At 50.8% G+C, this 23,750-nt stretch carries 20 protein-coding genes; 15 read left to right on the top strand and 5 right to left on the bottom strand.

The window, feature by feature from the left end; genetic code table 11:
• Positions 1-11 precede the first annotated feature (11 nt).
• Both BN3279_RS08240 and BN3279_RS08235 read right to left on the bottom strand, forming a co-directional pair.
• The gene (locus BN3279_RS08240) at positions 12-842 is read right to left on the bottom strand and encodes a carbohydrate ABC transporter permease (RefSeq protein WP_059050142.1); all 831 of its coding nucleotides are present in this window, start codon (positions 840-842) and stop codon (positions 12-14) included.
• Positions 842-1,729, bottom strand: a complete 888-nt coding sequence (locus BN3279_RS08235) for a carbohydrate ABC transporter permease (protein WP_059050141.1) — start codon at positions 1,727-1,729, stop codon at positions 842-844. Before BN3279_RS08235 ends, BN3279_RS08240 begins: the two co-directional genes overlap by 1 nt.
• Positions 1,730-1,918: 189 nt before the next feature.
• Here BN3279_RS08235 and BN3279_RS08230 point away from each other — a divergent pair, with 189 nt between their 5' ends.
• From BN3279_RS08230 to menA, 12 genes are all read left to right on the top strand, one after another.
• Positions 1,919-3,748, top strand: coding sequence for a cache domain-containing sensor histidine kinase (locus tag BN3279_RS08230; protein ID WP_059050494.1), 1,830 nt, complete (start codon positions 1,919-1,921; stop codon positions 3,746-3,748).
• Positions 3,741-5,390, top strand: coding sequence for a response regulator transcription factor (locus BN3279_RS08225; RefSeq protein ID WP_059050140.1), 1,650 nt, complete (start codon positions 3,741-3,743; stop codon positions 5,388-5,390). The genes BN3279_RS08230 and BN3279_RS08225 overlap by 8 nt, the downstream gene beginning before the upstream one ends.
• Before the next feature lie 148 nt (positions 5,391-5,538).
• Positions 5,539-6,867, top strand: a complete 1,329-nt coding sequence (locus BN3279_RS08220; RefSeq protein ID WP_059050139.1) for an ABC transporter substrate-binding protein — start codon at positions 5,539-5,541, stop codon at positions 6,865-6,867.
• Between the two features lie 95 nt (positions 6,868-6,962).
• Complete coding sequence (locus BN3279_RS08215; protein ID WP_059050138.1) at positions 6,963-9,068, top strand: glycoside hydrolase family 36 protein; 2,106 nt, start codon at positions 6,963-6,965, stop codon at positions 9,066-9,068.
• A 144-nt stretch (positions 9,069-9,212) separates the two neighbouring features.
• Positions 9,213-10,190, top strand: a complete 978-nt coding sequence (locus BN3279_RS08210; protein ID WP_059050137.1) for an aldo/keto reductase — start codon at positions 9,213-9,215, stop codon at positions 10,188-10,190.
• 139 nt (positions 10,191-10,329) lie between these two features.
• Complete coding sequence (locus BN3279_RS08205; RefSeq protein WP_059050136.1) at positions 10,330-10,896, top strand: TetR/AcrR family transcriptional regulator; 567 nt, start codon at positions 10,330-10,332, stop codon at positions 10,894-10,896.
• A 203-nt stretch (positions 10,897-11,099) separates the two neighbouring features.
• Entirely contained in the window at positions 11,100-12,596 is a 1,497-nt protein-coding gene (locus BN3279_RS08200; RefSeq protein ID WP_059050135.1) for an MDR family MFS transporter, read from the top strand.
• A gap of 184 nt (positions 12,597-12,780) precedes the next feature.
• Entirely contained in the window at positions 12,781-13,815 is a 1,035-nt protein-coding gene (hemH, locus tag BN3279_RS08195; protein ID WP_059050134.1) for a ferrochelatase, read from the top strand.
• A gap of 414 nt (positions 13,816-14,229) precedes the next feature.
• Positions 14,230-14,778: a hypothetical protein gene (locus tag BN3279_RS08190; RefSeq protein WP_059050133.1), complete on the top strand. Its 549-nt coding sequence runs from the start codon at positions 14,230-14,232 to the stop codon at positions 14,776-14,778.
• Between the two features lie 149 nt (positions 14,779-14,927).
• Positions 14,928-15,776: a helix-turn-helix domain-containing protein gene (locus BN3279_RS08185; protein WP_232436785.1), complete on the top strand. Its 849-nt coding sequence runs from the start codon at positions 14,928-14,930 to the stop codon at positions 15,774-15,776.
• Positions 15,777-15,907: 131 nt separating this feature from the next.
• A complete protein-coding gene (locus BN3279_RS08180) occupies positions 15,908-16,780 on the top strand; it encodes an SDR family oxidoreductase (protein WP_059050132.1) in 873 nt (290 codons plus the stop codon).
• A gap of 235 nt (positions 16,781-17,015) precedes the next feature.
• Entirely contained in the window at positions 17,016-17,960 is a 945-nt protein-coding gene (gene menA / locus BN3279_RS08175) for a 1,4-dihydroxy-2-naphthoate polyprenyltransferase (RefSeq protein ID WP_059050492.1), read from the top strand.
• Between the two features lie 73 nt (positions 17,961-18,033).
• On the opposite strand, the gene BN3279_RS08170 is transcribed toward menA, so the two are convergent.
• Entirely contained in the window at positions 18,034-18,543 is a 510-nt protein-coding gene (locus BN3279_RS08170; RefSeq protein ID WP_082672984.1) for a hypothetical protein, read from the bottom strand.
• 304 nt (positions 18,544-18,847) lie between these two features.
• Here BN3279_RS08170 and BN3279_RS23975 point away from each other — a divergent pair, with 304 nt between their 5' ends.
• A complete protein-coding gene (locus BN3279_RS23975) occupies positions 18,848-19,024 on the top strand; it encodes a hypothetical protein (RefSeq protein WP_187377752.1) in 177 nt (58 codons plus the stop codon).
• Between the two features lie 74 nt (positions 19,025-19,098).
• Here BN3279_RS23975 and BN3279_RS08165 read toward each other — a convergent pair whose 3' ends face one another.
• Positions 19,099-19,923: an aldo/keto reductase gene (locus BN3279_RS08165; protein ID WP_059050131.1), complete on the bottom strand. Its 825-nt coding sequence runs from the start codon at positions 19,921-19,923 to the stop codon at positions 19,099-19,101.
• A gap of 194 nt (positions 19,924-20,117) precedes the next feature.
• On the opposite strand from BN3279_RS08165, the gene BN3279_RS08160 reads away from it, so the two are divergent.
• Complete coding sequence (locus tag BN3279_RS08160; protein WP_232436814.1) at positions 20,118-20,900, top strand: ABC transporter ATP-binding protein; 783 nt, start codon at positions 20,118-20,120, stop codon at positions 20,898-20,900.
• Positions 20,901-20,903: 3 nt separating this feature from the next.
• A complete protein-coding gene (locus BN3279_RS08155) occupies positions 20,904-22,541 on the top strand; it encodes a hypothetical protein (protein ID WP_059050130.1) in 1,638 nt (545 codons plus the stop codon).
• An 81-nt stretch (positions 22,542-22,622) separates the two neighbouring features.
• Here BN3279_RS08155 and BN3279_RS08150 read toward each other — a convergent pair whose 3' ends face one another.
• Complete coding sequence (locus tag BN3279_RS08150; RefSeq protein WP_059050129.1) at positions 22,623-23,645, bottom strand: ABC transporter substrate-binding protein; 1,023 nt, start codon at positions 23,643-23,645, stop codon at positions 22,623-22,625.
• Positions 23,646-23,750: the final 105 nt, after the last annotated feature.

Here is a 23,750-nt window from a genome sequence, read left to right as displayed (position 1 = left end):
TTAGTCCGATCTTACCCCTTCACCGCACCGGCCACTACGCCTTTGACGATGTATTTCTGCAAGAAAATGAAGACGATGATCGAAGGCAGGACGGCCATAACCATGGCGGTCATTGCGTATTGCCAGTCGGAGGTATATTGTCCGACGAAGGTGTAGGCGGCCAAGGTCAACGTCTTGGTGGCCGGTGAGCCGTTCACCATCAAGAGTGGGAGCAGGAAGTCATTCCAGATCCACATCACATCAATAATGATGATCGTGGTGGTCACCGACTTTAACAGCGGGGAGATCACGCTGAAGAATAAGCGGAAGCCGGAGGCGCCGTCAATCGTGGCACTCTCGTCGATTTCCCGGGGGATGCCCTTCACGAAGCCGTGGTAAATGAACAAGGCCAGCGGAGCACCGAAACCCCAGTACAGGATACCCAGTCCCCAGGTGCTGTCCGACAAGTGGAAGCTCTTGGCCATCTGTAGTACGGTCAGCATGATGGATTGAAACGGAATAAGCATCGGCATGATACAGATGAAATAAATGATTGAGCTGAGCTTGGATTTGGTCCGGGCCAGTTTGTAGGCCGCGATGGACGAGATCAGCACGATGCCAGCCAGCCCCAGCACGGTAATCACCGTATTGTTCAGGAACAGCCGTGGGTAGTTGATGAACTCCCAGACGTAGCTGTAATTCTCGAAAGCCAACTTCTTCGGCAAGGCAATAACGTCAGTCATGACCTCGGAGAAGCTCTTCAGCGAGTTGTTGATGGTCAGGAACAACGGGTAGAGGAACAGGATGGACAGCAGCACCATGCCGATCTCTAAAATGATGCGGCCCACTTTGTTTTTACTCATTATGCCTCAACCTCCCTGCGTTTGAAGATGGTAAGCTGGATAATCGTAATAATCAGCACTGCTACGAACAGAATCAGCGCTTTGGCCGTACCGTAGCCGTACAGATTGTTCTGGAAGGTGTCGCGGTAGATGTCATACGCTACGCTGTAGGTAGTTCCGCCTGGACCACCGCCCGTCAGAGACAAAATCACGTCGAACACCTTAATCGAGTTGGTCAGCGCCATGAAGACGGAGATCGTAATTGAAGGAGCCAGCAGCGGCAACGTGATATTGAAGAAGCGGCGAATCGGTCCCGCACCGTCTACGGTAGCAGCTTCCTTGAGATCATCCGGCACCGATTGCAGGCCGGCGATGTAGATCACCATGTAGAAGCCGATGGACTGCCAGATGGAGACGAACAGGACGGATATGAAGGCAAGACCCGGCTCACCGAGCCAACTTAGCGCGAACATCCCCCATCCGGTGCTCTCCCCAAGCGATTCGAAGCCCTGCATGAAGATGAATTTCCAGATGAAGCCAACAATGACCAGGCTGAGAATATAAGGGATGAAGAAGGCGGCTCTCAGCCAACTCGTCGTCTTCAGCTTCATATCCAGGACCAGCGCTAGCAAAATCGCGAGGACATTGACCAATACGATGTAAAGAATGGCGTATTTGATCGTGAACCAGGCGGCACTCGTGAAGTTGGCGTCGCCCATGAAGATCTGCTTGAAGTTATCCAGTCCGATAAAAGTTGGATTCTTGGAAATCCCGTTCCATTTAGTCAGGGAATATCGAATCGTCATCATGAACGGATAATAAAACACGGCAACAATCGCGATCAGAATTGGCAAAGTGAAGACGCCAAACTCCAGTTTCTCGGCTCGCTTTCTCCCTAGTTTGGACATAAAGCACCTCTTTTTCATGACGTTTAGTGGGTATGCATGGTGTTTGCTTGTTCTACACACATCGCCCTTTTCGGCTATAATGTAATTATAAAACAGCGTTTACATTGCCAAAATGGATTTAAGAAAACAGTTAAGGGTAAAAAGGTGAACTGGCTGCATAGAGATGGACAGGCCGGGAACGGGGGCAGTATGTTGAACTGGATCAAGCGAGTAGTGATAAGGCTTAGGGACCGGGTGTCGCGCCGATTGGTCAATAAGCTTATTCTGTTATTTACGGCGATGATCGTCCTGGTCGTTGGCTTGTTGACCGTTATTTCCTACCAGATGCTGCAACGGGAATCGGTGAACCATAGCATTGATAGTACGAGCAGCAACCTGAAGCTGGTGAATCAGAAGCTGGAGGATTACATGCAGGGTGTCGAGCAGCTTTCTCTACCGCAAATCCGGTATGAGGAGATCCTGCAAGCCGTTGTCAGTGAAGAGACGGAATATGCGTCCAAGATGTATCTGGAGGATTATCTGCGGGAGTTGTTTTACTCACGTAATGACCTGGAGAGCATTTACTTATATCTGATCGATCAGGGGAAGTATTATTCGATTACCAGAGAGGCCTATAACATTACCGTTCGGTCCGGCTTCCGTGAAGGCATTCCGGAGCAAGCATGGTATCAGCGGGCGATGGAGAGCTCGCGGAACCGCTCCTATCAGTCCTTTATCGTGCCTGGTAGCGAATCTGGGTATGGCATGAACGAGGAGCCCAGCTTCATGGGTTATCATCGTGTGCTTCGTTCACTCGTCACGCGAGAACCCAAGGCGGTAGTCTCTTTCTACCTTAAGCCTACCGTGAAGGATCAAATCCTGAACGATGTACCGTTTGAGGATGGAGAGCATCTGTTGTTCCTCGGACCCGATAATGAGCCCTTCCATGTGGACAACCTCGAATTTCTGCGGCAGCTTGAACAGGCTCCGTGGCTGGACCATCTGGGACAGGACCCGTTCATGAAGCCCTTGACGTGGACCAACGAAGAAGGCCACAAGTATTTGGTCGTCTATAATGTGGAGAATACGGAGGGCTGGAAGCTGGTTAAGCCAATTCCCTATAGCAACATCTATGCGGCGGCCAATGCCACCCGGAACCTGGGCTATCTGATTGGACTCGTATTTCTGATCATTTCCATTATTCTTGTCACCTTGATATCCAATGCTATCACGCGCCCCCTGAAGGATTTGTCCCTGCAAATGCGACGGTTCAGCGAAGGGACCTTCGACGCGGAGATTCCGGTCCGGGGCAGGGATGAACTGGCGTATTTATCCCGGCATTTCAACCGGATGGTGCGGCGCACCCATGACCTTATTAATGAACGCTACAAGATGAAGCTGGTTGAGAAGAATGCGATCCTCAAGGCGCTGGAGGCGGAGATTAATCCCCATTTCCTCTATAATGCGTTGCAAGCTATTTCCACCAAGGCCCTGAAGAGCGGTGATGAAGAGGTGGCCGATATGGTGAATGCCCTGGCCTTAACTTTGCGCTATTGTATCAGTGGCAAGGATATCGTGAACGCCCGGGATGAACTAAGGCATATTGAGCGCTATTTGGTCCTCCAGCAGGCTAGATTCGGCAGCCGTTTGCAGGTGGAGGTGGAATGGGACGATTCTCTGAAGGACCTGCAAATTCCGAAGCTGTCTATTCAGACGTTGGTCGAGAATTCAATCAAGCACGGTCTGGAGAAGGTGTCGACGGGTATTGTCATCGTCATTCGGGCGGAGCTAAGTGAGACCCACGCGGTTATCTCTGTCAAGGATAACGGGCCGGGCATTCCTCCCGGGCGCTTGGAGCAAATCAAGCAGTCGTTCGCTATCGTTTGGGACGAGCAGGAGGGAGACAATATCGGGCTCAAGAATTTGTATACCCGGCTAAGACTACTCTATGGAGAAGAAGCCGAACTGGCAATCCGCAGTGAGGGGGCCGGAACCGAGATGATTATGTTAATACCGCGAGGGGGCAGCAGTCATGTATAAAGTATTGATTATTGATGATGAGGAGCCGCTTCGGGAAGCAATACGCATCTTAGGCAACTGGCAGGAGCTGGAGATTGAGGAGGTGCTGGAGGCGACGGATGGCAAGGCGGGGCTGGCTATGCTGGAGCAGCATAAGCCGGACATCATTATGGTAGATATGAAGATGCCGGAGATGAACGGGGTGGAATTCCTCAAGACTGTAGAGCAGGCCTACCCCGAGCTACTGACCATCGTCATCAGTGGCTATAATGATTTTGAGTTCACCAGACAGGCTATTCACTCCAAAGTAGTGGATTATCTGCTTAAGCCAGTCAACCGTCAGGACTTGAATCAGGCCTTACGTAAAGCCATCGACGTGCTCGCGGCCAAGCGGCAGTTGCAGAGCGAATCGATTACCAGAAACATTACCTTCAATATGTCGCTGCCCAAGTTGAAGGAGAAGATATACTTGTCCATTATCGACCGCAGCTTCAAGCAGCAGAGCAATCAGGGGTTCCTCCCCTTAATAGGAGCGGATGATTCAAATAATCGCTTCGGGGTGCTGGTGTTACGCATTCTGAATATGGAGGCCATTCGAGACAGCCGCTTCAATCAGGATACGGAGCTATTGTATTTCGCCGTAGCCAATGTCATTAACGAGGTGGCCGGAAATAACTTGATCTGCTTCAGCTTCGCCAACCCGAAGCAGGAACGGGAGATTATTGCCATCTATACAGCGCATGGTGGTTACCCGCAGGAAGTTGATTTCCGCTCGGGAGAGCTGATGAAGAAGGTGGTGTCGACCTTAAGCAGTTTGTTTGGCATTCTGTCAGCGGGGGGCGTCGGACCTGTCTGTGAGGATGTGCTGGCCTTGGCAGACTCCTATAAGGAAGCCGCAGCCAAGATCGAGTGGATCGATCTGCTCAAGCTTAAGGGCAAGGCCATTATCGGGAGTGGAGGTAACTCGCCTGTGCAGGATGGCTTCTCCTTCACCAGTCGCTTGCCCATGCTTCGCAGCACTCTGGAGGCGGGGAACCTTAAAGCTGCCAAGACGGTGATGAGTGAATACGCCAAAAAGATCAAGTCCGGCGAATCCTTCACCTTTGGCCAAGCGGACCGAACACTACGCGAAATGATCGTTCTATTAAACGATACGGCGACTGAGCTTGGTGTTCCGGCGGACCGACTTCCTGGTGCTGGAGGAGAGCGGGCGCTACGCGCGATAGGGTTGTCTACCGACTATGCTACCTTCGAGCAATACGAAGAGCTGCTCTGGCGACTGACGGCCTATTACAATGAGCAGATTCGTCGTTCGTTGGCAGGGAACAAACCATTTAACGTGGATGATATCAAGGCCTATATCGAAAATCATTATTTTGAAGACATCAAGATTTCAATGTTCACCGAGAAGTATTTTCTCAGCAGGGAATACTTGATGAAGCTGTTCAAGCAGCAATACGGCCATGGTATTCATGAATACGTCCAGAAGGTGCGGATGGAGAAGGCCACGGAGCTGCTGAATGATTCTTCCCTGAAGATTCAGGAGATTTCCGAGATGCTTGGCTATAAGGATAAGAACTATTTCAGCAAGGCGTTCCGGAACTATTACGACTTATCTCCCTCCGAATATCGAGCGCAGCAGGAAGCAGGGGTTAAAAAGTGAACTCGCCAATGATTCCACTTTTTTACCCTCAAATCACCACATATCTACATTTTGTCCGTTAGACCGATTCATTAGAATAAGGGCATAGCAGGTCAAGCATCCTGCTGTAAGGATGTTAACAACTTCAAAGAAGTGGGGGCGTTATGAAATGAAGAAAAAGATCCTTGCCCTGTCGTTCAGCCTCGTGCTGATTATGGGGCTGCTGTCAGCTTGTGGCGGAAACGGCAACAACGCTGAGGGTGGTGGAGCCGGAGGCGCCAATGCGGGAGGCAATAATGCAGCCGCTGACGAATCCAAACCGGTTACCATTAACATGTTCACGGCTTCGCCCGAATACACGGATGCCTTCAACGCCTACATCAAAGAATACAAACAAGTGAAGCCCAATGTAACCATTAATCTGGAGATCATGCAGGCGGACTACAATACCGTCCTCAAATCGAGAATTGCTGCCGGTAGCACACCGGACGTCTTCCAGACTACGGCGGGCGGTGATATCGACACTTTTGCCGAATACAGCGCAGATTTGACCAACGAGCCACTGGCCGCAGCCATGACAGACGCTGTTCGCGCCAATATGAGCTCTACGGACGGCAAGGTGCTGGGTCTGCCAGTCAAGGGCAACCTGTTCACCTTGATTTACAACAAGGATTTGCTCGATCAAGCAGGAGTGACCACCTTCCCGAAAACGACGGCAGAACTGGATGATGCCATCGCCAAGCTCGAAGCCAAGGGAATTACACCATTTGCTAATGCCTATAAAGAATGGTGGGTATGGAAGCATGTCTTCCAACATTTCGTGAATGCCGCGGCTCAAGATGCAGGCGTAACTTCACAGGAACTAGTAAGCGGATTCATTGCCGGAGATGTAAAAATCAAGGATTATCCGGCGCTCTATAACAACTTCTTCAGCTTCATCGACACAACGGTCAAGCATGGTACTGACAAGCCGCTGGAGCGTGACAGTAATGCCGAAGTCAGCGATTTTGCTTCCGGTAAAGCGGCCATCATGACAGGTAAAGGCGCATGGGACGAAGAATCGATTAAGAAAATTACACCGGATATTAAGATCGGTATCGCCGGGTATCCGGTCAGCGACAAGCCGGAACAAGCGACAATTATTACCGGTGCAGACCAAGCCTTGCGCATTAACAAGGATTCGGCTGTGGTCAAGGAGACTGTTGAATTCTTCAACTGGCTGTACACCTCGGATTATGGGAAGAACTGGTTCTCTGGCGTAGCCAAGGTTATTCCTCCAATCAAGGATGCTCCAATGCCAGAACTCGACATGCCGCAGCAGATGAATGAAATTTTGGCTTCTGAGCCATCGGGCGACCTGTCCGTGAACTACTCACTGGATACGTTCCACCAAAAATTCGGAGAAATTATGCAGGCCTACATTGGCGGCAGCAAAACAAAAGATCAGGCTGTGACTGAAATTGAACAGGCCTGGGTACAACTGGGTTCCGCTCAATAACTATACTGCTGCTTGCGATGAACTCAGCACCACCCTTGGTGCTGAGTTCATTTTTTGCCATCATCAAGATCATAACAACCTAAGGAGGAAGCACGATGTCTAAGCTTATTCAATTCATGGAGAACGGTCTTCATCTGGTCCTGGAAATCACTTCGGAGAAGGATGTCCGTCTGCTGCATTTTGGCACGGAGGAATGGGTGAACGAGCTGCTGCATGAAGAACAGAAACCCGGTTTTCGCCTGATGGAGCTGCAATTGACGGGCGAAGACCGGGCGGAATACCATGGGCGGACGCACCGCGCGACTTACCCGGGGCTTCGTATGGTTTATGACGGCCATACGGATGCCAGAAATGAGCTTGGGCGCAAGCTGGAGTTGACCCTGCTGGACCCGGTAACTTCGTTGCAGGCCGTGCAGCATATTCAGTTCTTCGATGGACTGCAAACGATTCGTTCCTGGGTCACATTGCTTAATAAGGGGCAGGCTATGCTGGGCGTGGAATATGTATCTTCGTTTGCCTTAACTGGTCTGGATAAGGAAGGACGGACGGATCGTGATGAGAAGATGCTTCTGTCCATTCCGCATACAGGATGGCAAAGCGAACTGCAGTGGCGGACATACCGTCTGCCGGAGCTTGGACTTTCCCATATGACGGACCGCAGCTCCAAGCGGATTACCTGTAGCAATACCGGGTCCTGGTCCACGGCGGAGCATGTGCCGATGGCTGTTTTGGAGAATCGGGAAGCCGAGAGCAGCCTGTACTGGCAGATTGAACATAATGGCTCCTGGCATTGGGAAATCATGGACCAGAACGACTATTTGACGCTGCTGATCAGCGGACCCACCGAGCATGATAACCACTGGTGGATATCGCTTGCACCGGATCAGTCATTCGTGAGCGTGCCGGTGGCCGTTGGCGCAGTGGCAGGTGGTTTCGAGCAGGCCGTTGGACAGCTAACCGCTTACCGCCGCCGCATTCGTCGGCCTAATGCCGACAATCGGGATTTGCGGATTATATTTAATGATTACATGAACTGTCTGTGGGGCTCTCCGACCACCGCCAAGCTGCTTCCGCTTATTGATGCTGCCGCAGAGGCGGGTTGCGAATACTTCTGCATCGATGCTGGTTGGTATGCGCCAGGCGAATGGTGGGATGGTGTAGGTGAATGGCTACCCTCTTCGGAGCGATTCCCTGAGGGCATCAAATACGTCTTGGACTATATACGCAGCAAAGGGATGGTCCCGGGGTTATGGCTGGAGCTTGAGGTGATGGGCATCCGTAGTCCCAAGCTTGCGGAGACAGAGGATAGCTGGTTCTTCATGCGGCATGGCAAGCGGGTGATGGACCGCAGTCGCTATCAGTTGGATTACCGTAATCCACAGGTCATTGCCCATGCGAATGAAGTCATCCGTCGGCTGGTTGAAGACTATGGTGTAGGCTATATCAAGATGGACTATAACATCAATGCCGGAATCGGCACCGAACTGGCGGCGGATAGCTTCGGGGATGGACTGCTGCAGCATAACCGCGCTTATCTGGCCTGGCTGGACGAAATTTTTGCCCGTTACCCCGATTTAGTTATCGAAAATTGTTCCAGTGGGGGCATGCGTATGGATTATGCGATGCTAAGCCGGTATAGCATTCAATCGACCAGCGATCAGGAAGACTACGTGAATTATGCAGCGATTGCCGCAGCTTCGCCTTCGGCGCTGGCACCGGAGCAATCGGCCATCTGGTCCTATCCTCTGCGAGAGGGCGATGATGAAGAGGTTGTGTTCAACATGGTCAACGCCTTGCTCCTGCGGGTGCACCAGAGCGGCCATCTGGCCGAGCTAAGCCCTCGCCGCCGCGCGCTGGTGAAGGAAGCGCTGGACTATTATAAATTGATCCGCAAGGATATTCCTGAGGCCTTTCCTTTCTGGCCGCTCGGCTTGCCTAAACGGGAGGACCACTGGATGAGCCTGGGGCTTCGCCGACCGGAGAAGCCAGTCATTTATTTGGCAGTATGGCGGGTAGGTGGAGACGCTACTTCTCAAGTATTGTCACTACCCGAGCTTCAGGGTGAAGCGTTATCCATTCGCTGCGCCTATCCGCAAAACTTCGAGGGGACCTGGAACTGGGATGCCGTTGCCGGGGAACTGAAAGTAACGTTGCCACAAGCTCGCTCGGCGCGATTATTTGAAATTCGACGCGGGTTGTGACGTTAGGCTAATGGTGATAGGGGGAGCCGGGCTTTTATCCAGGGGCCCATCTGGTATATAATGGTTGTGGACTTCATCCAGACAAGTTTTGGGCAATAGGTCAAGTTAAGCACCTGATATCAAAACGTTGAGGAGGCTGCAGTCATGAAGTATACGAGCTTGGGAAGAACCGGGCTAAAGGTAAGCCGTCTGTGCTTGGGAACGATGAATTTCGGACCTACCACCGAGGAGAAGGAAGCATTCAGGATTATGGATGCGGCGCTGGATGCAGGCGTCAACTTCTTCGATACGGCCAATGTGTACGGCGGAACACCGCATCGCGGCTGGACCGAGGAAATTATCGGACGTTGGTTCGCCCAAGGCGGCGGACGCCGGGAGAAGGTCGTGCTGGCCACCAAGGTATACGGCGGCATGGGCGACGCGGAGAAGGACCAGAATGGCGGGGCGGGGTTGTCGGCCTATAAGATTCGCCGTCATTTGGAGGATTCACTGCGCCGGCTAGGCACAGATCATATCGAACTGTACCAGATGCATCATATTGACCGGAACGTGAGCTGGGACGAGCTATGGAATGCTTTTGAAATCGCCCAGCACCAAGGAAAGATCGGTTATGTCGGGTCCAGTAATTTCGCAGGGCGCGACTTGGTGAAGGCTCAATACGAAGCCAAGGCCGGTGGACGGCTCGGACTAGTCTCCGAGCAGCATAAGTATAGTCTGCTATGCCGTTTGCCTGAGCTTGAGGTATTGCCTGCTGCCGAGGAGTTGGGCATCGGCGTTATTCCGTGGAGCCCGCTGGACGGCGGTGTTCTCGGTGGGAACCTGAATCCGCAGCCAGGCTCAAGAACGGCCAAGCAAGCAGAGCGGGTGGAGAAGCTGCGCCCGCAGCTAGAGAAGTTCTCCAAGCTGTGTAAGGAGCTGGGAGAGTCGGAGGCGACGATCGCCTTGGCTTGGACGCTGGCTAATCCTGCAGTAACCGCTCCGATTATCGGGCCACGAACGCTGGAGCAGTTCGAGGAATCTTTGCGGGTAGTTGAAGTCGAGTTGACTAGCGACACACTGCAAGCCATCGATGAAATTTTCCCAGGACCAGGGGGCGAAGCTCCAAGGGCTTATGCCTGGTAAGCTGATGTTTCCATCGCTCTGCATGATATAAATACTCCATAAACTGTAAGGCGGGAGAGTGTTGACACTTGGCCCGCCTTTCGTTTATCATCATGTAGACTGATCGGTCTAATTCCACGAAAGAAAGAGGAAGAGCGGTATGTCCACTGAGAACCCAACGCGCCGGCTATTGATTGAAACGACGGCCAAATTGTTGCAAAATCAAGGCTACAACGCGACCGGCTTGAATCAGATTACTCAGCTTAGCGGCGCACCCAAAGGATCATTATACTACCACTTTCCTGATGGCAAGGAGCAATTGGCTTGTGAAGCTGTGAGCCATACGAAGAAGGTAACGCTAGCTGGCCTGAGAGATGCGCTGGATGCCTCGCCTGACGCGGTGGTCGCCGTACAGGGGTTATTCACCTTCATTGCCGACAATTATGACCAGGATGCGGACCTGGGCGTTCCGATTGGCATTGTCGCGCATGAGACAGCCAGAAGCAACGAGAACATTCGTCAGGCTTGCTGTGGTGTATACCACGCCTGGATTGGCGAGTTCGAGAAGAAGTTCAAGAGCTGTGGTTATGAGGCTGAAGAGGCGGCTGATTTGGCGGTAGTGATTAACGGCATGGTGGAGGGCGCGATTATTATGTGCCTGACGCAAAAGAGTAGTGTTCCGTTGCGTACGACGGCGAAGCTGATTCCGCGACTGTTTAAGAGGTAGATCGGTCTCGTATAATTTTAAATTTTATATATAGAACGGTCTAATAAAGAACAAAATAACATGGCAAAGCCCAGGTCCAGGTTGCTATGCGATATATTTCGCGGGTGACCACCCTGTTCATATACACATACAGAGTAAGTGAGAGAAATAGAGAGAACAGAGAGATTTAACTACAATAGGATAGTTTGGAGGTACCCTGTACAATGAATATTTCAACGCAAGCTGCACCACAAGGGGCGGGAATCGAAGGGATCAAGCGTCTTCCCATTACAATTGCCCTGGTGATCGGGGCCTTCGTGTCCATTTTGAATGAAACATTATTGAATGTGGCTTATACGGATTTAATGCACGAGCTTCAGGTTGGACCATCGACCATTCAATGGTTGTCTACCTCTTATATGCTGGTCATCGGTATTCTTGTGCCCATTACGGCCCTGCTGATGCAGTGGTTCACAACTAGACAGATGTTCTTATCCGCGATGCTCTTATTCCTGGTCGGTACCATTGTTTGTGGCATAGCCCCTTCCTTTAGTGTGCTGCTGTTGGGCCGGGTAATCCAGGCCATCGGTACGGGATTACTGCTGCCCGTGATGATGAATACAATTATTACAATCTATCCCCCGGAAAAAAGAGGCACAGCCATGGGTACCATCGGATTGGTCATTATGTTCGGTCCGGCTATTGGTCCTACGTTGTCTGGGCTCATTCTCGATTCCTTCAATTGGCGCTGGTTATTTTACATGGTAGTTCCGCTGGTCGTGTTCTCGATTTTGTTCGGCGCAGCCTACTTGCGCAACGTGTCCGAACTTACAAGACCGAAGGTGGATATCTTCTCAATTCTGTTATCCACGGCAGGCTTCGGGGGTATTGTGTACGGCTTCAGTAGAGCGGGCGAAGGCGAAGGTTGGTCCAGCCCTATCGTGTACACTTGTCTGATTGTCGGATTTGTATCCTTGATCTTGTTTGTGTGGCGGCAGTTGAAGGTGAAAGAGCCTACACTGGATGTCCGAGTGTTTAAATATCCAATGTTCGCTCTATCGGCAGCCTTGCTGATGGTAATGATGATGACGTTGTTCTCCACCTTGATCATTCTGCCGATGTATCTGCAAGGAGCCCTGATGATGGCTCCATTCATTGCGGGTCTGGTGTTACTCCCCGGCGGGGTAGTGAACGGGTTAATGTCACCGGTAGCCGGACGACTGTTCGATAAGTTTGGCCCACGGGCGCTGATTACTCCAGGGCTGCTCATCGTAGTCGCAACGCTGTGGTTCATGCGTGGCTTGGAGACAACAACGCCGACCGGCACGGTCATCGGGCTTCATATCGCCTTGCTCGTTGGTATTTCCCTGGTTATGATGCCTGGGCAGACGACGGGGCTTAATCAATTGCCGCGGAGACTATATCCGCACGGCACAGCTATCATGAACACGCTGCAACAGGTATCCGGTGCGATCGGGACCGCGTTGTTCATGGGGATCTTCTCCAACGGGCAGATCCGTTATCTGGCTGGCGTGGCTGATCCCGAGTCGGTGACGGAGAAGGCGAATGCCTTGGTCTCCGGCTTGCATAGCGCCTTTAATATTTCCATGTATGTTGGGATTGTGGCGCTCGTCATTGGCTTCTTCCTGCGCCGCACCCAGGCGCCGGTAGAACCTCCGCTCAAGCCGGAGTTTAAGGTGGAAGTGAAGACAGAAGGCTAACTAAACCTGGCTGAATTCAAGATTTTACAAGGGTTGCTTCTTAGGCCGCTAACCCCGGCTTGAGAGCAACCTTTTTTGCGTCTTTTTGTGAACATTTAGGAAATATTGTTCAGGGGAGTTGAACATCTGCGGGGGAACGGGGATGATGATAGGAGGATTTTACAGACTGGAGTGAACCCGTAATATGAAGAAGTCCAGCCCCATCGGCGTGCTGCTGGCACAGATCGGTACGCCTTCAGCTCCTACGGCTAAGGCGGTACGCCCTTATCTACGCCGATTTCTCTCGGATCGACGCGTCATCGACTATTCGCCACTGCTATGGCAGCCACTACTGCACGGTATTATCTTAACTGTCCGCCCGCGGAAGTCGGCCAACCTCTACCAGCAGATTTGGACCGAGCAGGGCTCGCCTCTGCTGGTTCATTCCCTGCATCAGCAGGAAGGCTTGCAGCAGCGGCTGGGTGACGGCTATAAGGTTGAACTCGGCTTTGCCTACAGCAAGCCGGATATCCGTGATGCTATGAGCCGTCTGGAAGCGGCGGGAGCTGAGCGCATCCTGGTGCTGCCGCTCTTCCCGCAATACTCGTCTACGACGACCGCCGCGGTCTATGACGCGGCCTGCTTCGCGGCGCTTGGCAAGAGCCGAAGATATGGCTCTTCGGCGAAGCGGTTCGTGCCAGCCCTGCGCCTGGCCGGAGCGTTCTTTGACCATCCCGGCTATATCCGCGCGATGCAGAAGCATCTGGCTGAGCAAGCGGGAAGCCTGGCGCGGCCGCCAGAGCGGTTCGTGCTCAGCTTCCATGGTATTCCGCAGCGGTATGCGGATACTGGTGACCCATACCCCGGGCAATGCCAGGAGACCGCACAGCGGCTGGCGGAAGCGATGGGCTGGGCGCCGGAGCAGTGGGCGATTGCCTATCAGTCCCGGTTTGGACCGGAACCATGGTTGGGGCCTACTACGGAGGAAGTGCTGCGTAGCTTCACCCAGCGTGATGCAGAGCGCACCATGGTCTTTGCTCCAGGCTTTGCCGCCGACTGTCTGGAGACGATATACGAACTGGGCGTGGAGGCCAGGCATAATCTGATGTCTAAGGCGGGTGATAATCTGAACACATCGCCTGCTGAGTTTCAACTGGCCCCCTGTCTGAACGCCCACCCGGCATGGCTGGACTTTCTGGCTGACTTCGCTCGGGATAGCACCGCTGGATGGGAGAAATAAAAAAATATTGTTACCCGCTTTAACCTGTGTGAGACCCTTTTTAAGTGCGAGTTCAAAAAGTCGGGTTAGCAGGACCGAAGCTTATGCTTTCGATGTGCGTTTTTTCAAAACGCTTGAGTTGGATGAAGCTAGGGACTGAGTAGCGGAGCTACACGTTTTCCAAGAAAACGACTCCGGAAGCATAGCTTTACGTGAGCAACTTCAATGTTTCTGCAAGAAACATACTTCGGAAGCCTACGCTTGGCCCGGCTGAATTCAAGATTCGATGTCGATTCTACTCCTCGAACAACTTCGTTCTGGGAAGACGATTTTTTGAACAACCTTTTTTTAAGATTGGGTAATCATATAATAAGGATGCAGGGCATACTCTGAATTCTGAGTGCCTAAACATGCAGACAGGAAAGGCGGAGCATTATGAAGAACGGATTACTGGCGGTAGTTCCTTTGCTTCTTATCATGATGATTCCTTCGGTGGATGCCAGGCTGGCAACACCGGGATGGGTGCAGGCTGAGTCCGGAGTAGCGGCTGCCGCTCCATTCGTAGAAGCCCCTGATTCTCTCACGCTTACTGTCTATCTGCATGATGTGCAGATGAGTCAGAGTGGTGGAACGCTGCTGGTAGACCCCATTGAGTGGTATGAAGGCGAGCAGGCGGATAAAGTATTCGCAGAGCGCGAGCCGGATGCAGGCATTGATGGCCCACCTGACGGTTATTATATTGTGAATGAGGAAGAAGAAGACGTGGCTTACCCCGTAGCCCCGGATGCCGAGGTGCGGCTGCAAATTTATGATCGAACCGGGCAAGGCGGAGATATGAATATCCAATGGAATGAAGCGGTATCGCCGCCGCAGTTCAGCAAGCTGTTCCAGCAGAAGGACCGACTTGATTTGGGATGGTTCCCTTACCACTTGACCATAACCGATGGGCAGGTCGTACGAATCGTACAGCAGTATGTTCCCTAAGGGTGAAGAATTGAATTATAAATAGACTAGGAACTGAAGAATCTTCGGTTCCTTTTTGTATACATTTATATCCAAAATGATGAGTCCTTCTTTTGATACTAACGTCCTTTATCAACTACAATGAACGTAGGAATAGAATTGTGAGAAAGGTGGAACTTTTTATCAAAACCTACCATTCATCCTCAGCACTTGGCGAGTTCATACGTTCCCGGCGGGAGCGCCTGCAGCCAGAAGAAGCCGGGATTCAACGAGTCCCGGGCCGTCGGCGCACTCCCGGACTACGCCGGGAAGAAGTCGCCTATCTTGCAAACATGAGTGTGACCTACTATACGTGGCTGGAGCAGGGCAAGGAACTTAATCCTTCGCAGGACATTTTGGTTAACATTGCCCGCGCACTTCAACTTAGTAATTCAGAACAAGAGTATTTGTTGTCACTGGCAGACACTTCTTCAATCAACGATCATGTCGCTGATGCCAGAAGAGATATTCTGCTGCTACAGATGCTCGCGAGGCAGCTTCAATATCCTTGCTTCATCATCGATGAGAGTACGGATATTCTGGCGTGGAACCGCTCTGCCGAGTTAGTGTTTGCTGATTTTGAGTCGATGCCCGTTCAAGATCGTCATATTCTAAATTTGGTCTTTCTGAACAAGGATTTTCGCAATAGGCTTGTGAATTGGGACGAATTTGCCCGTTATACTGCAGCGTGGGCTCGAACTAACTTTGAGCGGAGTAAGAACAATTCCAAATATATAGAGCGATTTGAGCAGCTCAATAGGGACAGTGAGGATTTTCGGCGATGCTGGGACTTGTTCGAGGTAAAACAGAAACATGTTATGGACGTAACCTTTCGGCTTCCGGATGAGCAACTGCTGGAATTTGAAATTCATTCCGCTAGTCGGATTGACCAAGATCCTAGTCTGATTTGGTCCATCTTCGTTCCAGTCGCGGGCAGTGACACTGACGTACGCCTTACAGAGCTGTTAGAAGGGAGCTAGGGCTTGCGAACAAATGAATGAACCCCAATGCCTAGCCTATTAATACGGTTACCTGTATCACCCTGCTCTGGTTGGACTTTTCAAATGGCATTATGCTGGACAAGAGTTCAATCAAGGGAAGGATGATCGAAATGCAAACTTGGTTTATCACGGGGGCTTCAGGCGGTTTGGCCGCACCGTTAACACGCAAATTACTGGAAAGGGGCGACCGGGTTGCTGCCACAATACGCAGACCCGGTGTACTCGACGAGTTGAAGGCCGTTCATGGCGACCGACTCTGGATTTCTCATCTGGATCTAACGAATCCGCAGCAGATCGAAGAAGTTGTGCGCCGGGCTTTTGCCGAGTGGGGGACAATCGATATTGTTGTTAACAATGCAGCATATGGTCTTTATGGTGCGATAGAAGAAGCAAGCGATTCACAGATTGAGCATCAATTTGCTACTAATGTATTCGGTTCGCTTCGTGTTGCTCGCACTGCTCTGCCATTTCTGAGAAATCAGGGGCGAGGGCATCTGATTCAGATTGCTAGTTCTGCCGGGCATTATGCCATTCCAGGCATGGGACTGTACTGTTCAAGCAAATGGGCAGTTGAAGCTGCCTTTGAGGCGCTGGCTAAAGAAGTAGCTCCATTTGGCATACAGACCACGATGGTGGAACCGGGTGGTATTCGCACCAACTTCTTGGGGGGGAACGCCGTATACGGTGAGCCGCTGGAAGTGTACCATACCCAAGCAGCGGGGCAGTTCACACGCATGATGAAGGGTGAGGTTCCGGGTATGGATACACCGGAGGCGTTCAATCGCTCTATTATTGGCGATCCCGCCAAGATGGCTCAGGCCATTATAGATCGAGCCGATGCCGGAAATGGACCGCTCCGCTTGGCTCTAGGTAGCGATGCCTATGCCGTTATTCGCGAATCGTTGCTGGAGCGACTTGCCGCTCTGGAAGCCCAGAAGGACTTAGCATATTCAACAGATGCTGAGGATGTACAGTCGGTGTAAGACATATTGGCTAAGCTGAATTGAGGCTTATCGAGAAATAGAAAGCTCCCTATAGAAGCAGGTTGTGTATGATTTCGCTGCCTGCTTACTATACAGGGAGCTTTTTTATGAACAAAGAATGCCTGGATTCAGTGGTAAGTAAATTAAAAATAAGATATCCTTTGTTAAGTAATGCACAGGCTACGTGTAGGCCAGGCTCCTGCACAAACTACATACAAGAAGGATGATGGAAGGCATGATTACCAAGTTTTTGAGGCTGGTAGAAATTCAGACAAAGGCGGCAAGCCTGATTCCGCTGCTGATGGGGACGTTATATGCGGTGTACCGGTTCCATATTTTTCAGCCCGGACACTTTGCCCTGATGCTGTTGTCCTTGCTGACCTTTGACATGACGACGACCGCTATCAATAATTACTACGATTATAAAAAAGCCGCCCGCAAGCACGGTTACGGCTATGAGACGCATAATCCAATCGTTAAATACGGGATGAACCCACGGGCGGTGCTAGCCTTGATCATCTTGATGTTCCTGATTGCGGTAGCCGCGGGCATAATGCTGTTCCTGCAGACCGGTTGGCTGCTGCTCTTGCTGGGAGGGTTGTCGTTTGCGGTGGGGATATTGTATTCCTTTGGCCCTATTCCCATTTCCCGCATGCCGCTGGGGGAGATATTCTCAGGCTTATTTATGGGGTTTGTAATTATTTTTGTATCGGCCTATGTACATGCGGGAGACAAGCTGGCGTCCTTGACACTGGAGGGTGGGGCGGTCACACTGCAAATTCAATTGCTCGAAGTGCTGCTCATCTTCCTGATCTCCATTCCGGCCATCTTCGGGATTGCCAATATCATGCTAGCTAACAATATCTGTGATATGGAGGAAGACATCGAGAACAAGCGTTACACCTTGCCCATCTATATTGGTAAGCCGGCGGCGTTGCTATTATTCAAACTGCTGTATTATGCGGGGTATGCGGACTTGATCATTCTGGTATTCCTGGGCGTCCATCCGTTGATTCTGGTGATGGTATTGGCAACCCTGATTCCGGTTCATCGCAATATCAGGCAGTTCTCCCAGCAGCCGACCAAGCAGTTCACATTTCGACTCGCCGTCAAAAATTTTATATTGACCAATATGGCCCGGATCGTTGCCCTAGGCCTGGCCATTATATTTTCTTTATAAACAAAGGACCTTCAAGACCACCACTTGCTCTGAAGTGGGCCAGGAAGGTTCTGTGTTTTTACGGCGAGTAGTCTTAATTACGCTTTCTAGGGGCGAGCATGACGCCAGCACCGATGGCAATCAAGGCAATCGCTAACACGGGTTGGCCGAAAATAAGTCGGTTATACAGCGATCCCAGGGAGAAGACGGCAAAGAACAGCAAAGAGAGTGCGGTCAAAATATTAATGGGAATCAGCAAATATTTATTCCGCGTACCGAACCAGTAGAATTCAAACAAGCCAACAGCCGGAGCCAGGATGAATCCGGGCCACAGGTACTCCCAGCTATCAAACAGTGTGGCGATTTGGCAGACGAGACCCACGGTAAATAAAATCCCTCCGGGGATCAGCAGTCCCGTAGCTCTGCGTTCCGACATGGAGAAATACATCCAGTGAAATAGCAGACCAAGTGGGATAATAAATATTGTCGCCCAGAAGGTGCCGAATAGCGTGCCCGCACTGATCGCTTCCTTACGGAAGAACAGAAGATATACTCCTAATAGCATCAATGCGGGCCCAATCCATGCTTTCTTATTCAAGTTCATTGTTCTATCTCCTTTGCGTATGTACTCACTTGCTAAAAAGGTAGTTCAAAAAGTCGACTTTCCATGACGGAGTTGTTCGAGGAGTAGATTGGTCCTGCAAACCCGACTTTTTGAACTCGCATTTAAAGCATACTATAAAAGCCGAAATACGGCTTCGGTCTCTGGGGAAGTCAGGAACTGGACCTAAGTCCAGTCTGTCCCAAGCATAAAAATACAGACTCCAAGAAACGCTAACACCAAAGGAATGGAAGCACAGACTAGTGTCTGGCTATTTCCTAAAATGACTTAGGAGGCCCAGCAAACCATGAAGCATGATCAGCATAAGCCAGTTCCAGGCAACAGCAATAATGGCGATGTTCCCACAGCGGATAATGGTGGAGAAGCCAGGAATGGCCGGAAGGCTCAAATGAAGAACCACCGTAGCGAAAATGGAGAGACCCTTGATGAATTCATTACCGGAAAAGACTTGTACGAGGGTTAGAAGTCTTGCCTACGTGAAATAAAAAAGCGGGCTGCCGGGGGATCATCCTCAGCAGCCCGCTTTGTGACTATGGATTAACGCACGTGCATATCGTTAGGGTGGGAGCCCTTGCGTCGATTTTTATTCAAACCGTTGATTTGCTCCATGTCCTCGGCAGTCAACTCGAAATCAAAGACGTTAAGGTTCTCTTCAATTCTTGATGGAGTCACGGACTTTGGAATGACGATGGTTTGATTCTGCAAATGCCAGCGCAACACAACCTGAGCAGCCGTCTTGCCGTGAGCCTTGGAGATTTGCTGAACCACCTCGTCCACAAGCACCTCTCCACCTTGATCAAGCGGGCTCCAGGCCTCCACGAAAATATCGTGCTTGGCACAGAAAGCCTTCAGTTCGTTTTGTGCCAGATAGGGATGGCATTCGACCTGATTGAGTACAGGCTTGATTTCGGTCTCGCTCAACAAACGCTCCAAGTGCTCAATCTCAAAGTTGCACACCCCAATGGCTTTGGTGCGTCCATCCCGGTATAGTTGCTCCAGCGCTTTGTATGTATCTACATACTGATCGAATTGTGGAGTAGGCCAATGAATCAAATACAGGTCTACATAGTCCAGCCCCAGTCTTTCCAGACTTTCGTTGAAGGCGCGAAGTGTAGATTCGTACCCTTGGTCTGCATTCCATACTTTCGTCGTAATGAACAGATTTTCCCGAGCTATTCCGGAATCCTTAATGGCTTGTCCGACCCCGGATTCGTTACGATAAATCATGGCTGTATCAATTGACGTATAGCCTGTTTTTAATGCGGTGCCCACGGCGGCAGCCGCTTCTTCATTAGGTACCTTCCATACACCGAAGCCGAGCTGCGGCATGCGAAGACCATTATTCAAAGTGACGAATTGCATATGCAACACTCCTTTTTATGTACAGAATTTACAGTGGATGGCTAAGACCCAAGGGTCCCCACTCATTTGCGATGTGAGTATAACACGGTCAATATCGGTTTGCAAATCATTCCAAACGGAAGCGAACAAGCCGGAGTTGCTGAATTGATATGGTAAAATAGGATGGATGAGAGGAGCTGAAAGACTTGACGAAGCTGAGCGGAGAACCGGTCATTCGCCTGGTTGATTTGCAGATGAGCTATGGGAGCAAGCAGGTGCTGAATGGTGTCGATCTTGAAGTGTATCCTGGACAAATTATCGGTTATATCGGCCCGAACGGGGCAGGCAAAAGCACGACAGTAAAAATTATGCTTGGCTTGGTGGAAGGGTATCGCGGCGAGGTGCACGTGTTTGGGCAAGACCCCAAAGAGGGTGGCGTTGATTATAAAAAGCGCATTGGTTATGTGCCGGAAATTGCGGAAATGTACGATACTTTGACGGCCTGCGAATATTTGACGTTTATCGGTGAGTTGTATGGACTCACTGCCGATGAGGCGGAGAGCAAGGCACGCCGCATGCTGCATGTCTTTGGTCTGGAGGATGTATTCCACAGCCGAATTTCTACGTTCTCCAAGGGGATGCGCCAGAAGGTGTTGCTGACCTCCAGTTTGTTGCATAACCCCGACGTGTTGTTCCTGGACGAGCCGCTTAGTGGGCTGGATGCTAACAGCGTGATGGTGGTTAAGGAAATGTTGGCTCTATTGGCGGAGCAGGGCAAGGCTATCTTCTATTCCTCCCATATTATGGACGTGGTCGAGAAAATCAGCAGCCGAATCGTGTTGCTGGATGGCGGACGGATTATGGCGGACGGCAGCTTCGAGGAATTGAAGGAACGCAGCCAAGAGGGCTCGCTGGAGCAAATCTTCAATCAGATGACGGGATTCAACGACCATGAGGATATCGCTGCCAGGCTGGTATCCATTGTTCAAGAGGTGTAGCGGATGAGAGAGATGAGGACGCTACGTGTGCTTGACCGCTTTGCGGGGCTGTTTGAGCGAATGGGCGTAAATTATACGGTCATGCGGCGAATTCTTCAGGTCAAGCTGACGATGGATGCACGGAGAGTGCCGATATTGTCTAATCGATCGAAGAAGAACCAGAAGGATACACCGGATGAGAGTAATCAATTTCTTCGTTCATTGTGGCTGTATGTACTATTCGGCGGGTTCAGCTCAACGCTGCTGCTCGCGGGGGACAATTATATTTTTCATACCAGTTTGTTATTCGGCATTATGATGTTCATGATTATGACCTCGATGATCTCCGACTTCTCGACCGTGCTGCTGGATATTCGGGATCGGAATATTCTGGCGACCAAGCCGGTAAATCGGCGGACGATTACGATGGCCAAGACGATGCATATTTTTATTTACTTGTTCTTTCTCACCGGAGCGATTGCCATCATTCCTTTGGTGGTAGGTCTGGCGAAGCATGGGATCTTATTCTTCCTGATCTTCTTGCTGGAACTGCTACTGATGAATTTGCTCATCGTCGTTCTGACGGCATTGTTGTACTTGACGGTACTGCGTCTGTTCGATGGGGAGAAGCTGAAGGATATAATCAATTATGTACAGATCGGGTTAACCATCACGATTACGATCGGCTATCAGGTGTTGATTCGTTTATTTGACATCACCGCTATGGACGTCACATTTAAGCCAGCCTGGTGGCAGGTGTTATTGCCGCCCATCTGGACAGGTTCGGCCTTCCAGGTATTGCTACAACCGGGGACGGCTACGAATGCCTTCGTCCTCCTGGCTGTGCTCTCCGTGGTCGTTCCGCTGATCGCTTTCCTTGCCTACCTAAGGCTGATGCCGGCTCTGGAGCGTAATTTGCAGAAGCTGGCTGAACCGGGTTCCCATAGCGGGTCTAAAGGGGGAGGCGTGGTGCGACGTATGGCTAGATTGATCTGCTCAACGCCCCAAGAGCGCGCGTTCTTCCGATTTGCCTGGACGATGCTGGGGACGGAGCGGGATTTTAAGTTGAAGGTATATCCGACACTGGGGTTCTCTATTATCTTCCCCTTTATTTTCTTGTTCTCCGGTAATTTTGAGTTGGAGAATTTAGGCTCGGGTGGGTCTCGTATGTACCTGCTGATTTATTTCAGCGGTATGATGCTGCCGACAATTATCAAAATGCTTGGGTATTCCAGCCAATATAAAGCAGCCTGGATTTATCATACAGCCCCGCTGGAGAACATGAATCCTGTCTACAAAGGCACACTGCTGGCTTGTCTTATTCGTTTGATGCTTCCTTTATTTATCTTGGAGGCTATTGTGTTTACGGTGTTGTTTGGAGCGGGGATTCTTCCCGAACTGATTATAGTGGGAGTGGCGCTGCAGTTCTATGCGATTATCAGCTTCCTGATTATGGGCAAAGCGCTGCCATTCTCGGCCCCCTTCGAGTCCATGCAGCAAAGTGCCTCGGTACGAATCCTCGGGTTGTTGTTACTCCTTGGGGTTCTGGCTCTGCTGCATTTAGCAGCTCTGCAGATCCCTTACGGTGGCATCATCTATGGTGTGCTGCTTATTGCCGCCACTTGGGTAGGATGGCGTAAAGCCTTCGCTGTGGCTAATTAACGGAAACTAATCCATATTAGAAATAAAACAGGCCCTACCGGAGTTTCTTTCGGTAAGGGCCTGCTTGGCTTCATTCTTGAATTATTGGGATATGATACTGCCCAAGACATCGTCGATAATTTGACTGTTGGCTAATACACCGGTATAAAACCAGCTAGAATCTCTCGGGTACTCATAGACATGGCCGTTCTTGACGGCAGGGATACCCGACCAGATTGGATCGGCTTGCATTTGTTCCTTCGTAACCGCGGTATCATTGATAATAAACAAATAGTCTGCATCCAGTTCTGCCAGTACCTCTGTGGCAATCGGATTCCAGTTGGCTTCAGCACCTTCAGAAATTTCATGCACTTGCGCTGGAACCTTCATACCCAAATCATGGTAGATAACATCGCCACTGGACAGATTCTCGCTAACAATGAAGTTGTTCTTCTCTAGTATCCAGATGACGGCAGCCGATATCTCACCAAGCTCCTGCTGAATGCTCTCCTTAGCTTGGGTTGCTTTGGCTTCATATTCATCCAGTGCCTTCTGCGCTTCCTCGGATTTGTTCAACACATCTCCGATGGCCAGCAATTCCTTACGCCAATCGTTGTTCTGTTCTGTTCCGACTACATACGTCGGTGCGATCTTGGAATACTGCTCGTATTTGTCGCCAGAGGCCATTTCTGCGCTGTCCAGAATGATCAAGTCAGGATCAAAGCTCATAACTGCTTCAAAAGGAAGGTCAAATGGAATCGGTGGAACGTCTTTGAGCGAACCTTGTAAATAACCCTGCAAGGAGGTGCCGTCACCAATGGACCACTGAGCTACAGGCGTAACGCCCAGGGCTACCAAGTGATCCTCCAGGTAAGAAGCTATTACGCGCTGCGGATTCGCAGGTACAGTCACCTTATTGCCGAGGCCGTCGGTCACTTCGCGTTCAGTAGCCTCTGGTTCGGCTGTATTTTGGTCAGCATTTTGCTCCCCGGTGTTATTGCCGGCTGAGCTGGCTTCATTTCCGGTGGCTGGCGTGTTTGCATCCTTACTTCCGCACGCCCCCACAATGAGAGTTAGTCCCAGCAGCAAGGCCAAGGCTAACGCATATTTCGCATTTCTCTTCATGACATATTCTCCCCTATAATTTGATGATAATGATAATTATTATCAGATAAAAGGGCGATTTATGCAAGCTTGTTTTTTTAACGGTCAATCTAGCTGGGTATAGCA

The organism is Paenibacillus senegalimassiliensis (assembly GCF_001486585.1).
In the GTDB taxonomy this organism is placed as follows: domain Bacteria; phylum Bacillota; class Bacilli; order Paenibacillales; family Paenibacillaceae; genus Fontibacillus; species Fontibacillus senegalimassiliensis.
Note: the sequence above shows the minus strand (reverse complement) of the source record. Positions and strands in the feature narration are given on the sequence as shown.